The sequence below is a fragment of the Paraburkholderia saeva genome (genome assembly GCF_907164555.1).
Taxonomy (GTDB): domain Bacteria; phylum Pseudomonadota; class Gammaproteobacteria; order Burkholderiales; family Burkholderiaceae; genus Paraburkholderia; species Paraburkholderia saeva.
The window spans coordinates 578,457-590,618 of the sequence record NZ_CAJQZC010000003.1 but is presented as its reverse complement, the minus strand read 5'-3'; the positions used below and the strand labels follow the sequence as shown (position 1 = coordinate 590,618).

Here is a 12,162-nt window from a genome sequence, read left to right as displayed (position 1 = left end):
TGTCTCCCTCCATTCGCGTTCATTCCGCCGAGATCCGCAATGCCGCGGCGGTCGCAGCTGGACACAGCAGCAGCGCAACGATCAGCCCTGCGCCCAGCAGCGAGAAATTGGCCTCGCTCCACGCGCCCGCGCGCACGGGGTCTGCCGCACCGACGCCGAAGATCAGCACCGGCAGTTCGAGCGGCAGCACAAGCACCGCGAGCAGCACGCCGCCGCCGCGCACGCCGATCGTCAATGCGGCGCCAATCGATCCGATCAGGCTCAGCACCGGTGTGCCGACCAGAAGTGACGCAGTGAGAAGCAGAACGGCATCCGCCGCGAGGTCGTACTGCAGCGCGATCACGGGCGTGAGCAGCACGAGCGCGAAGCCGCTCGTCAGCCAGTGCGCCGCGATTTTCGCGTAGACCACAGCGAAGAGCGACTGCGGCGTGAGCAGCATCTGGTCGAGCGAACCGTCGTCGAAATCCTGCGAGAAGAGCCGCGTGAGCGAGAGCATCGTCGCGAAGAGTGCCGTGACCCACAGCACGCCGGGCGCCATGGCATGCAGGAGCGCTGGATCCGAGCCGACCGCGATCGGAAAGAGGCTCGTCGCGATGACAAAGAAGAGCAGGCAACCGAGCGCGTCGGTGCGGCGCCGCCAGGTGAGCGCGAGTTCCCGACGCATGACGCACGCCATCAGATCAAGCATGACGCGGTCCGCTCGAAGCAGAAGTAGCGCGTCGCATCCGGCGCCGTCTCGATTGGCCGGTGCGTCGTCATGACCGCAATGCCGCCGTGCTCCACATGCTCTCCGATGCACGCGCCGATAAGCCGCGTCGATTCTGCATCGAGCGCGGCAGCCGGCTCGTCGAGCAGCCACAGGAGCTTGCGGTCAATCAACAGGCGGGCCATCGCAATGCGCCTTTGCTGCCCCTGCGAGAGCGCACCCGCAAGGCGATTTTCGCAGCCTGCGAGCCCGAGTCGACCGAGCGCCTCCCGTTCCGGGCAGGCGGCGCTCGCATCATGCGCGCTCGCCGCACCGAGGCGCGCCGCGAAGCGCAGGTTCTCGATTACCGTCAGGTCACGGCTCACCGCATTCGCGTGGCCGACATACGCGAGCGTGCGGCGCCATGTTTCAGGCTGCCTGCGCGTATCGGCGCCATGCCAGCTTATCGTGCCGGCAGCCGGGCGCAGGAGCCCTGCCAGCAGCCGCAGGAGCGTGGTCTTGCCGCTGCCGTTGGCGCCGTGAATCTGCAGCACCTCTCCCGCATCCGCTTCGAAACTGACGTCGCTGAAGACCGTCTCCCCGCCACGGCAAAACGCGAGCGACGCGACCGAGAGCAGCGCGGGCACTGCTTCGCCTTCAGGTCTGCTCGTTGCGCGCATGGCCGCCCGCCTCACTTTCCCTTCGCCTGTCGTGCCTGTTCGTCGCGCATCGCCTGTGTCATGTCCGGCAACTGATGCGCGATGCCCTTGTGGCAATCGATGCAGGTTTTCTCTCCTGTGGCGAGGTAGGTCTGATGCGCGTTCTGGGCCCGTACGCTCTGACGCGTGAAATCCATCGACTCAAACGAGTGGCAGTTGCGGCATTCCAGCGAGTCGTTTGCCTTCATGCGCGTCCACTCGTGCTCGGCAAGTTCGAGCCGCTTGTCGAGGAACTTCTCGCGCGTGTCGACTGAGCCGAAGACTTTCGCCCACACCTCCTTCGAAGCCTGCATCTTTCTCGCGATCTTGTCGGTCCAGTTGTGGGGCACGTGACAATCCGAGCATTTCGCGCGCACACCGCTGCGGTTGGTGTAGTGGATGGTGCTCTTCAACTCGGCAAACGTGTTGTCGCGCATCTCGTGGCAGCCCGTACAGAACGCTTCGGTGCTGGTGAATTCGAGCGCCGTGTTGAACGCGCCCCAGAACACCACGCCCGCGACGAAGCCGCCCAGCGTGAGAAAGCCGAGGCTGAAATACGCGCTTGGCCGGTTGATCGTGCGCCAGTAGCGCTTCACCAGGTCGAGCATCGCGCACCCCTAGTTCTTGTGGCTCGAAGCCGGTTTCGAGCCGGGTGCCAGCCGGATATCCTCGACGTCCGTGAACGTGTTGCTCACAAGCGGTTTCGTATCGGCTTGCGGAACATGGCACTGCGTGCAGAAATAGCGGCGCGGGGCGAGGCTGCCGAGCGTCGCGCCCGCGCGATCGGTGTAGTGCGTGACGCCGATGGGCACGGCGCCGCTCTCCGCCGCACGGCTGCGTGCGTGACAGGCGAGACAGCGGTTCGCGTTCTTGTCGACCTGATAGCCGTCGATCTTGTGAGGGATCGTCGGCGGCTGCTGCGCATAGGCACGGCCACGGATCACATCCTTGTTCTCAGTCGGGTAAATCAGGGGCGGCTTTGTTTCCTCGTCGAGCGGCGTGGTGCCGCGCAGGCTGTCGTGAAACGGCACGTCGGGCACCGCCGGCTGTGCGGAGGCGCCGAACGGGCTCAAAAGACCACAGAGGGCGGCAAGTACGATCCACTGGCGCATGACATCTCCCCTAGACCCTGACGATCTTCACCGCGCACTTCTTGTAGTCTGTCTGGAACGAGATCGGATCGGTCGCGTCGAGCGTCACCTTGTTGATCAACTGGCTCGAGTCGAACCACGGCACGAACACCAGCCCGCGTGGCGGCTTGTCCCGTCCGCGCGTCTCCACCCGCGTGCGGATGTAGCCGCGTCGCGACATGACCTTCACTTCGACGCCGCGGCTGAGTCCGAGCGCCTTCGCGTCGTCCGGATGCATGAAGCAGACGGCGTTCGGAAACGCGCGATACAGCTCCGGCACACGCCGCGTCATCGACCCCGAGTGCCAGTGTTCGAGCACGCGCCCCGTCGACAGCCAGAACGGGTATTCCTTGTCCGGCATTTCGGGCGGCGGCTCGTATGGCAGCGCCCAGATCACGGCGCGGCCGTCCTTGTTGCCGTAGAACTCCCAGCCCGTGCCCGCCTTCACGTAGGGATCGGAGCCTTCCTTGTAGCGCCAGAGCGTTTCCTTGCCATTGACGACCGGCCAGCGTAGTCCGCGCGCCTTGTGATAGTCGTCGAACGGAGCAAGGTCGTGGCCGTGGCCCCGGCCAAACGAAGCGTATTCCTCGAAGAGGCCCTTCTGGATGTAGAAGCCGCATGCTTTGGCTTCGTCGTTGCGCCAGGCCGTATCGATCTGCGACGCGGGAAATTTATCCACCTGACCGTTGCGAAACAGCACGTCATAGAGCGTCTTGCCCTTCAGTTCCGGCTTCTTTGCGATCAGGTCCGCCGGCCACACCTCATCGACCGTGAAGCGCTTCGAAAACTCGACGATCTGCCACAGGTCCGAGCGCGCGCCCTCGGGCGGCGGCACAAGCTGATGCCAGAACTGCGTGCGACGCTCCGCGTTGCCATACGCGCCCTCCTTCTCGACCCACATCGCCGACGGCAGGATGAGATCGGCGGCGACCGCAGTGGCAGTCGGATATACATCGGAGACGACGATGAAGTTATCGGGGTTGCGATAGCCGGGCAGCGTTTCCTGCATCATGTTCGCCGCGGCCTGCATGTTGTTGTTGACCATCACCCAGTACGCGTTGAGCTTGCTGTCCTTCAGCATGCGATTCTGGAGCACGGCGTGATAGCCCGGCTTGTCGGGAATCGTACCCGGCGGAATCTTCCAGATTTCCTCGGCATGCTTGCGGTGCTCGGGGTTGGCCACCAGCATGTCGGCCGGCAGGCGGTGCGAGAAGGTGCCCACTTCGCGCGCCGTGCCGCAGGCGGACGGTTGACCCGTCAACGAGAACGGACTGTTGCCCGGTGTGGAAATCTTGCCCGTCAGCAGGTGCAGGTTGTAGACCATGTTGTTGGCCCACGTGCCGCGCGTGTGCTGGTTGAAACCCATCGTCCAGAACGAGACGACCTTGATATTGGGATCGGCGTACAGCTCGGCAAGCTGGTCCAGCTTGACCTTCGAGATGCCCGAGAGTTTCGTCACATAGGCCGCGTCGTATTTCGACACGAACTTCGCGAAGGCGTCGAAGTCCATCGGCTTCGAACCGTTCGCATCGCCGGCGTTCTTCGCGTTCTTCTGTAGCGGATTGTCCGGCCGCAGTCCGTAGCCGATGTCGGTATTGCCTTCCTTGAACACCGTGTGCTTCGTCACGAAGTCACGGTTCACGCGATTTGTCTTGATGATGTAGTTCGCGATGTAGTTCATGATCGCGAGATCGGATTGCGGCGCGAAGACCATCTGCATATCCGCAAGATCGAAAGAGCGATGCTCGAACACCGACAGCACGGCCACTTTGGTCTTCGGTACGCTCAGCTTGCGATCCGTCACCCGCGTCCATAGCACCGGGTGCATCTCCGCCATGTTCGACCCCCACAGCACGAAGGCGTCGGCCTGCTCGATGTCGTCGTAGCAGCCCATCGGCTCGTCCATGCCGAACGAGCGCATGAAACCGGTCACCGCAGAGGCCATGCAGTGCCGCGCGTTCGGATCGATGTTGTTGCTGCGAAAGCCCGCCTTCATCAGCTTGACCGCCGCGTATCCTTCGAACACAGTCCACTGGCCCGAGCCGAACATGCCGATTGCCGTCGGACCTTTTGCCTTCAACACCTGCCTGAACTGCTGCGCCATCACGTCGAACGCCTGATCCCACGACACTTCTGTAAATTCGCCGTTCTTGTCGTATTTGCCGTCCTTCATGCGCAGGAGCGGCGCATTCAGGCGGTCTCCCCCGTACATGATCTTCGAGAGGAAGTAGCCCTTGACGCAATTCAGGCCGCGATTGACTTCCGCCTGCGGATCGCCCTGCGTCGCGACGACCTTGCCGGCCTTCACACCAACAATGACACCGCAGCCGGTGCCGCAGAAGCGGCACGGCGCTTTCGACCAGGTCAGATCGTTGCCGCCCGCGCCCGCCGCCTGCGCTTCCAGACCCGGCAGCGTAATACCGGCGGCGGAGGCGGCCGTGGCCGCGGCGGTTTGCTTAATGAATGCCCGGCGCGTCAGTTTCATCGCCTGTCTCCTCATCGAGAGATTCGACATCTTCGTGGTGCTGGTATATGAGCGACGCGGAATAGACGCCCGGCAACGCGTGAATCGCGTTCAGTTGCGCGATGATGTCTTCCGACTCCTGCGCTTCCAGTGTGACCACCAGTTTCCCGGCGGGACTGACTGCGTGAATTTCGGCGCCGGGAAGTATCGAAACGGCGTGCCGGATGGCCTCTATCTGTCTGATATCCGCGTGCACGACGATGCCGGCAATGTGGGCTTGCGGACCGTCGACAACGTTTGTCACCCGCTTTTGCGCGTGTGAAGCCATCTGAGGACTCCCGGCACAACGTTTTAATTAACCAGCGAATAAAACTGCACGGAGACTTTGCAGGAGCGGCTGTTAATGCGGTGGACCGCCGACCAGAATCTGATAGAACCAGACGACGAACCCATATGCAGCAATAAACATCACGGTTAATACGGGCACCATGACGGCCGTCAGAAACAGGAAGCTGCGAAGTTCCTCGGTTTTGCGAAGGCCTTCTTTAGCGTCGATCATGGCTTTGGCGTATGTAGGGATTACGCGATTTTGATGATAGGTATCACTGATTGTTGTCGCCGGTACTTCATTCGTCAAGGCTATTAATTGAAATGACTGTGAATTTGATATGACCGCAATCGCTCTCGCGTATCGCGTTGCTGCACCGCACTCTCAATGAACAATCCGGTTTTGTCATCGGGAGCACGCGTGAAATCTATCACGCCGTGATCCTTATGCAAAATGGATTGCCGCTTCAACGGGAGCGCCCGCATGAAGCCGGAAGGATCGAGCTGTTGCATGGGAAGCTGGGGTATGGAAAACACCCATCGAAAGCTGGCCGGCGCCACACCTGGCGTGCGCGCGTCAGCCCTCTTCGAGCAGCCCGAGCATCAATGCGCGGCGCACCGCATGCTTGCGCGAGCTGGCATCGAGCTTGCCGAACAGGTTCTTCAGATGCCATTTGACGGTGCCCTCGCCAACCGCTGCGGCTACGGCGATTTCCTTGTTCGACAGGTTGCGCGCGAGCAGTTCGAGAATCTCGCGCTCCTTGGGCGTCAGCACCACACCCGGAACCGCGCGCGGGCCGCCTGTGCCGCGCGGCGCAGGCGGTCGTGCAATGCGCGGCTCAGCGATCGCGTGTGAGGCCGCGGGATCGTTCTGCCCGGCGCTCACGCGTCTCGCCCAGTCCGCCAGCGCCGGATGTGCGTCAGCCAGCGTGCGCGTCAGATCGTACGTCTGCGCGAGGTTCATCGCCTCATGCAGCAGCGGCCGGCCATCCTGCCCGGTCTGCTCGAGTACAAACGCACGCAACGCCATCAACTCGATCCGCGGCACCCCGAGTTTTTGCGCCTGTGCCAGGTCTGCCGCGTCGGCGAGTGCCTGCAGCGCCATGCCGTCGCGACGCGCAGCCAGATCGGCGCGGGCACGCGCCAGCACCAGCAGCAACGCGACCGAGCGTTGCCACAGCGGCCCCTGCGGCACGGCGTCGCTTGTCATGATGTCGTCGATATTGCGCACCAGCGCGTCGCACGTCTGCGCGCGATAACGGCTCGCGTGGATGCGCACCTGTTCCGCAATGCTCGCGATACACAGACGAGGCAGGCGTCTCGCAACACCCATCGCGTGCAGCGCCTCGAGCAGATCGAGCGCGCGATTCTCGCTGCCACGCACGGCAGCGATGCGCGAGGCAGTGCAGTACGCCAGCATCACCGTTTCCGGCGTGCCGCCGCGTTCGAGCACATCGAGCCGGTTCGCGAGCAACGCCGCGGCTTCGTCGATCCGGTCGGCCTCGTAGCTGATTGCCGCGCAGATCGCCGCGAACATGCAGGTGAGCGGATGGCGCCGGCCAAGATCGGCTTCGGCGCTCGTCAATGCGGGTAGCGAGACTTCTTCTGCGAGACGCAACTGTCCTTCCCACAGATAGCTCAAGCCAACGAAATGATCGCCCCAGCGCGATATGTAGCCGTGCCCCTTGCCCACTTCGCCGCGCGGCACGCGTTGCTGGAAGCGCCGCGCCTGGGCGGGTTCGCCCAGCAGGATCGCGCGCGCCGCCAGGCGGTTCGCGTGATTCTGCGCAAGCCATGAAGCGCCAGCGGGCGGCTGGTCCGCCCATGGCTCGAACAGCGCGACAAAGCGATCGGGCTCGTCGGCATAGTAGGCAGCGGCGCTCAGGATCAGGGCGCACTCATAACGCAGTTCCGTATCGGTGTCCGGCCCGGCGAGAATGCGCTCGACCTGCCAGCGCGCTTCCTCATGCCGCTGCCCGAGCGCGAACACCCAGGCTGCCGCGAGCCGGACACGCGGTCGCCGCTCCAGTTCTTTCTCAGGCAGCTGCTCGATCCAGTCGAGCACGGCGCCGTTATGCCCCTGCTTCACTGCGTCGTGCAGCCAGCTGTCGGCGAGTTCATAAGCCTTCTGATGCTGGCCTGCCGCAAGCGCGTGATGCGCCGCCTCCTGCAGCATGCCCTCGCCGACAAGCCACTCCAGCGCGCGGGTATGGAGCGTCGTCTGCCCATCGGCATCGAGCGCCGCGAAGCGCTCACGTAGCGCGTCGCGCACGAGCGTGTGCAGCCGGCACCACGGACCTTCCTCGGAGGTGATGAACACCGGGGTCTGCTGCATGAGCCGCGCCAGCCGCTCAGGTGCGCCGGCGTCACCCGTCAATGCTTCGCACAGGTCGGGATGCAGCATGTCGACGAGACTGATGCGGGTAAGAAACGCCTCGTCCTCGGGTGACAGCTTCGCCAGCAATGCGCCCACGAGCTGGTCACGCGCACTGCCGGGACCGGTCACGAGCGCATCGACTGTCTGCCTGGGGTCCGCCGCGTGCGCCATCGCCGCGAGTGCGAGTTGCAGGCCGAGCGGCCAGCCGTCGGTGGCTTCGAAGAGCCGCGCGCAGGCGTCCGCGTCGATGCGCGGCCCAAAGCGGTTGCCAATCAGCGCGATTGTTTCGTCGAGGCGAAAGCGCAGCATCTCGGGACCGACCAGTAACGCCTGTCCATATGCGAGCAGATCGCCGAACGCCACCTCGAGCCCGCGCCGCGCCGCGACGACAATCCGCAGGTTCGGCGGCGCATTGTGGAGCACGTAGGCGAGCACTTCGGCGCCGTCGGCCGGCATCCGGTCGGCGTCGTCGACGAACAGTACGATGTCGAGCGACAGCCGCGCCACTTCGGCAAGCCAGGCCGTCGCGCCCTCCAGATCGCGCACGGCGGGCGTCGCGCCTTCGAGCAGCACACGGCCGAAAGTGGGCCGCGCGCAGGCGCTGCGCATCGCGTGCACGAGGCCGGGGAGGATGCGCTGCGCGTCGTCGCGCTCGTCGACAAGCAGCCACGCAACGGCGACGCCGCGCGCCAGGTTTTCGCGCCGCCATTGCGAGAGCACCGACGTCTTCCCATAGCCGGCCGGCGCCTGCACGAGCACGATCGGCTGGGTATCGAAAGGCGGTGCCGCCGCGCTCAGACGCGGGCGCGGCAGCAGATGAAGCGGAGCGCGCGGCGCGATCGTCTTCAGGACGAATTCGGTCGCAGCGGATGCGCTGCCGGACAAGGTGGAGGCCATCTGGCGAGGTCGAGCGACACGTTGGGGTGGCGGGTGCGGGATGCTTTTGCCGACAATGCCGTTACAGGATGGTTCGGATTGTTTGCCGGCGTCAAGCCCTCCCTTGACGGGAGGGGTACGCAACGTATCAGCGGACTACGATACGGTTCATCAGGCATCGGGCGTGAGGCGTGACCGAGGTCGCATTCCAGCACGCCGGAACGTCCAGCCTTTCCGCCTTATCGGTGAGCAAGGGAGCTCATGTACCGTCACCTTCTCGTTCCCGTCGATGGCACCGATGCGTCTGTCGAAGCGTTGGGCCAGGCCGTTGAATTCGCGCAATCGATCGGCGCGCGCATCACGTTCTGCCCAATATCGGACGGACGCGCAGCACCGTGCGCCGACGCGGAAACTGACACCGTCGCACAGCTTTTCGATGCCGATATCGCCAGCGAACGACTGGCCCGGGCCGAAGCGGCGGCGCGCGCGCAAGGCGTGCCGTGCTCGTCTGCAACGTCTGCTGCTGTGCCGCTTTCCTCGCTTTCATCGTTCGCCGTCGCCGCGCGTGCGCAAGGTTGCGACCTGATCTGCGTTACGCCACAGCAGCAGGCGCCGTTGACTGGAACGTCGGCCCATGCCGCTTCCACGGGCGGCAGCGATGGCTTCGGCATCGCGGTGCTGACGTGCGCAATCGATCCGCGCGCCTCGGTCGCGCGGGCGATCGGCATGCTGCTGGGCGGGCAACGCGCAATCGCCGTGCTTGTGCATGCCGCGCTGCACGCTGTACGGAGGGCGCGTGCGTCGGGCGAGCCTCACGATGCGGCTTCGCTGCGCGAAATCGTAGTGCGCCTTGGCGCGCTGCAGGGGCCACGTCATTACTCGATGATGTCCGCTCTCTTTGCGCGGCTGCGCGAGCGCACGTCGACCGTCGATGCGGAACTTGACGAACTCGAACGGCAGCATCGACGTGTCGCACACATGCGTCACGAACTGGCCGCTCTCGTTGCAGGCGATCAGGCGTCCGCAACGGCCGGCGTGGAGCTCGAAGATGCGCTGAACGCGTGCGCGCAGTTCACCTGGGAGCACATGGGGCGCGAGGCGGGTGTCGTGCTACCCGCTGCGCGACGCTATCTGCACGACGCGGACTGGAACGCATTGTCTAGCGTGTTTGCCGCGCCTTCGACCGGTGAGTCGCTGCGCCCGCCGGCTTGAACGAAAGTCTGGCGCGTCAAACGCCACACGCGATACGAATGCACGAAACAGCCGATCGCGAGGCAATGCGGCGGGAAGACGCCCACGTCGATACGCAAAACCGGGGACGAGTCATCAATCAAATGGACATGTCAACCAGATTGACGCATCAATCCACGGACCCCGGCGACGGACTTAAAACCCATACTCTGCGCTGATGGCTGCGCCGGCGTCCCGCGCACGCGTGACCGGAACATGGGCGGCCGCCGAGAAATTCCACTCTCCAATGGTCACAAGGGGTGGAAGCTGCGGACGCACGGAAGACGACAGCAAACCGTAGGTATCGACCTGTGCGACCTGGCTTAGCGGGCCGGCCGGCGCGCCGGGACGCACGTCAGGCTCGGACGGCGCAACAGACGGCGTTGCAGCTGACGATTTCGCGAGACGTGTCGCGTAATCGAGTTCGAACGGCCTCAGGTACCTTGGCTGCCCGGAAACGGCTGAAACGGCTGAAATGGCCATTGTGGGGGCCGATGCGGGAGCGGGCGGCGCTGCTTGAACCTGCTTCGCGGCTGCGACATGCTTTTTCCCGTGCGTGTGTCTGGCGGGTTCACCTGCCGCCGATGCAGCTAACGCAAGTAGAAACGCGCCGAGCATCAAGCCTCGGATTGGGTGGCGTTTCGCGGGTAAAAAACCAATAAACATTACATGTGGCGGTACAGGTTGGCGCAGTGGCGATGTAGGTGGAGTCTAGGGCCAACCATTTCCCGGACAAATCAGGGGGAACCCTTTCCTGTCGCCGCTGTAATCCGCCCATCATCCCGGTCACCTGTTCAGACAGGCCGTTGTGGAGTCAACAAGCTCTGCCAGCGAAGGTCACGCGATTTCTCACGCAGCGGCTGACGTTCCATCGCGTCGCTTCGTCCAAGCCCGCGTGCTGACGAGCAGCGTTTCACGGCTGCCCGCCACACCCCGTTGCCAAAACTGCCAGAGTTCACTGACCCGTCAGCAGATGACTTCCCAGGAAACCTGACTGACCCGCGACGTCTCCACGGCAATCCGCCGTTTCTTCTTCATCGGTCCAGATAGGGATTTACCCGCGTCAGGCTCCCGCCATATTGCGTTGCACAACGCCCTCCATGCCTTGCTGCTTATACCGGCAGCGCCTTTACGTGTGCCTCTGTTTGAGCACCCGCCCACGACAATCTTCATTGACACTTCGCTGCCCACCTGCTGTACTAAATAAAGGCAATTGATTTAGTCTCTCCATGCGCCCGATTCTGTGAGAGGCCGGATCAACATACAAAGAGACGCACGCAGCGTCCCGCATGTCATTGAATCGACCAGAAGTCGAAACGTCGTTGCCAATAACCCGGAGGAGCGATCCATGAATTCCAGCCAGCATCCCGTCGTGAAACGTGTCGTATCGATGTGCGTCGCCGCCAGTGCCGTATGGTGCGCGGGCGTCACGCACGCCGCCGACCAGCCCGTCATTGGCCTCATCACCAAAACCGACACCAACCCGTTCTTCGTGAAGATGCGCCAGGGCGCGGACGCCGAAGCGCAGAAAGACGGCGCGAAACTGATCACGGCCGCGGGCAAGTTCGACGGCGACAACGCGAGCCAGGTCACCGCGATCGAAAACATGCTCACGGCAGGTGCCAAGGCGATCCTGATCACGCCAAGCGATACGAAAGCGATCGTGCCGAGTATCAAGAAGGCGCGTGCGGCTGGCGCACTCGTGATTGCGCTCGATACCCCGACTGATCCGCAGGATGCAACGGACGCCCTCTTCGCCACCGACAACTTCAAGGCTGGCGTACTGATCGGCCAGTACGCCAAGGCCGCGCTCGCTGGCAAACCCGCAAAGATCGCGACGCTCGATCTGGCGCCTGGCGTGTCGGTCGGCGTGCTTCGCCATAACGGCTTTATTCAGGGCATGGGCATCAAGGCCGGCGACCCGTCCATCGTTTGCAGCCAGGACACGCGTGGCGACCAGGGCAAGGGGCAGACGGCGATGGAAAACTGCCTGCAGAAGGCGCCCGATATCAATGTGGTCTATACGATCAACGAACCGGCCGCAGCTGGCGCGTATCGCGCGCTCAAGGCCGCCGGCAAGGAAAAGGGCGTGATGATCGTCTCGATCGACGGTGGCTGTGAAGGCGTGCGCAACGTGAAAGATGGCGCCATCGCCGCGACCTCCCAGCAGTACCCGCTCAAGATGGCGTCGCTTGGCGTGAGCGCAGGCGTCGACTACGCGAAGACCGGCAAGAAGGCGACTGGCTATCACGACACCGGCGTCACGCTGATTACCGACAAGGCGATGCCTGGCGTCGAGAGCAAGGACTCGAAGTTCGGTCTCGACAATTGCTGGGGCAACAAGTAACACGCCCTGAGCTTACGTAGTACGCAAC

Annotated in this window: 11 protein-coding genes; 2 read left to right on the top strand and 9 right to left on the bottom strand. The window is 63.7% G+C overall.

Translation table 11 applies throughout. The annotated features are described in order from the left end of the window. Nucleotides 1–19: 19 nt before the first annotated feature. The 8 genes from ccmB to LPA36_RS10745 all read right to left on the bottom strand — a co-directional run bounded on the left by ccmB (nt 20) and on the right by LPA36_RS10745 (nt 8,578). A complete protein-coding gene (gene ccmB / locus LPA36_RS10780) occupies nt 20–688 on the bottom strand; it encodes a heme exporter protein CcmB (RefSeq protein ID WP_228876259.1) in 669 nt (222 codons plus the stop codon). Further along, on the bottom strand, nt 676–1,365 hold the full coding sequence (gene ccmA, locus LPA36_RS10775) for a cytochrome c biogenesis heme-transporting ATPase CcmA (protein ID WP_228876243.1): 690 nt from the start codon (nt 1,363–1,365) through the stop codon (nt 676–678). The genes ccmB and ccmA overlap by 13 nt, the downstream gene beginning before the upstream one ends. A gap of 11 nt (nt 1,366–1,376) precedes the next feature. Then, nucleotides 1,377–1,991, bottom strand: coding sequence for a cytochrome c3 family protein (locus tag LPA36_RS10770; protein ID WP_228876242.1), 615 nt, complete (start codon nt 1,989–1,991; stop codon nt 1,377–1,379). A 9-nt stretch (nt 1,992–2,000) separates the two neighbouring features. Continuing rightward, on the bottom strand, nt 2,001–2,495 hold the full coding sequence (locus tag LPA36_RS10765; RefSeq protein WP_228876240.1) for a nitrate reductase cytochrome c-type subunit: 495 nt from the start codon (nt 2,493–2,495) through the stop codon (nt 2,001–2,003). Between the two features lie 10 nt (nt 2,496–2,505). Continuing rightward, a complete protein-coding gene (gene napA / locus LPA36_RS10760) occupies nt 2,506–4,998 on the bottom strand; it encodes a periplasmic nitrate reductase subunit alpha (protein ID WP_228876238.1) in 2,493 nt (830 codons plus the stop codon). After that, nucleotides 4,970–5,305, bottom strand: a complete 336-nt coding sequence (locus LPA36_RS10755) for a chaperone NapD (protein ID WP_228876236.1) — start codon at nt 5,303–5,305, stop codon at nt 4,970–4,972. Before LPA36_RS10755 ends, napA begins: the two co-directional genes overlap by 29 nt. Nucleotides 5,306–5,377: 72 nt before the next feature. After that, nucleotides 5,378–5,536 carry a periplasmic nitrate reductase, NapE protein gene (napE, locus tag LPA36_RS10750; protein ID WP_228876235.1) on the bottom strand — a complete coding sequence of 53 codons (159 nt, stop codon included), beginning with the start codon at nt 5,534–5,536 and terminating at the stop codon, nt 5,378–5,380. Between the two features lie 345 nt (nt 5,537–5,881). Beyond that, entirely contained in the window at nt 5,882–8,578 is a 2,697-nt protein-coding gene (locus tag LPA36_RS10745) for a LuxR C-terminal-related transcriptional regulator (protein ID WP_228876233.1), read from the bottom strand. A gap of 240 nt (nt 8,579–8,818) precedes the next feature. Here LPA36_RS10745 and LPA36_RS10740 point away from each other — a divergent pair, with 240 nt between their 5' ends. After that, nucleotides 8,819–9,769, top strand: coding sequence for a universal stress protein (locus LPA36_RS10740; RefSeq protein WP_228876231.1), 951 nt, complete (start codon nt 8,819–8,821; stop codon nt 9,767–9,769). 174 nt (nt 9,770–9,943) lie between these two features. On the opposite strand, the gene LPA36_RS10735 is transcribed toward LPA36_RS10740, so the two are convergent. Then, a complete protein-coding gene (locus LPA36_RS10735; protein ID WP_228876230.1) occupies nt 9,944–10,270 on the bottom strand; it encodes a hypothetical protein in 327 nt (108 codons plus the stop codon). 865 nt (nt 10,271–11,135) lie between these two features. Between LPA36_RS10735 and LPA36_RS10730 the strand changes: the two genes are divergently transcribed. Beyond that, complete coding sequence (locus tag LPA36_RS10730) at nt 11,136–12,134, top strand: sugar ABC transporter substrate-binding protein (protein WP_228876228.1); 999 nt, start codon at nt 11,136–11,138, stop codon at nt 12,132–12,134. The last annotated feature ends 28 nt before the right edge of the window (nt 12,135–12,162 follow it).

Bases quoted from the DNA above. Each gene is read 5' to 3' on its own strand.
- ccmB (WP_228876259.1), bottom strand. From the start codon at position 688: ATGCTTGATCTGATGGCGTGCGTCATGCGTCGGGAACTCGCGCTCACC.
- ccmA (WP_228876243.1), bottom strand. From the start codon at position 1,365: ATGCGCGCAACGAGCAGACCTGAAGGCGAAGCAGTGCCCGCGCTGCTC.
- LPA36_RS10770 (WP_228876242.1), bottom strand. From the start codon at position 1,991: ATGCTCGACCTGGTGAAGCGCTACTGGCGCACGATCAACCGGCCAAGC.
- LPA36_RS10765 (WP_228876240.1), bottom strand. From the start codon at position 2,495: ATGCGCCAGTGGATCGTACTTGCCGCCCTCTGTGGTCTTTTGAGCCCG.
- napA (WP_228876238.1), bottom strand. From the start codon at position 4,998: ATGAAACTGACGCGCCGGGCATTCATTAAGCAAACCGCCGCGGCCACG.
- LPA36_RS10755 (WP_228876236.1), bottom strand. From the start codon at position 5,305: ATGGCTTCACACGCGCAAAAGCGGGTGACAAACGTTGTCGACGGTCCG.
- napE (WP_228876235.1), bottom strand. From the start codon at position 5,536: ATGATCGACGCTAAAGAAGGCCTTCGCAAAACCGAGGAACTTCGCAGC.
- LPA36_RS10745 (WP_228876233.1), bottom strand. From the start codon at position 8,578: ATGGCCTCCACCTTGTCCGGCAGCGCATCCGCTGCGACCGAATTCGTC.
- LPA36_RS10740 (WP_228876231.1), top strand. From the start codon at position 8,819: ATGTACCGTCACCTTCTCGTTCCCGTCGATGGCACCGATGCGTCTGTC.
- LPA36_RS10735 (WP_228876230.1), bottom strand. From the start codon at position 10,270: ATGGCCATTTCAGCCGTTTCAGCCGTTTCCGGGCAGCCAAGGTACCTG.
- LPA36_RS10730 (WP_228876228.1), top strand. From the start codon at position 11,136: ATGAATTCCAGCCAGCATCCCGTCGTGAAACGTGTCGTATCGATGTGC.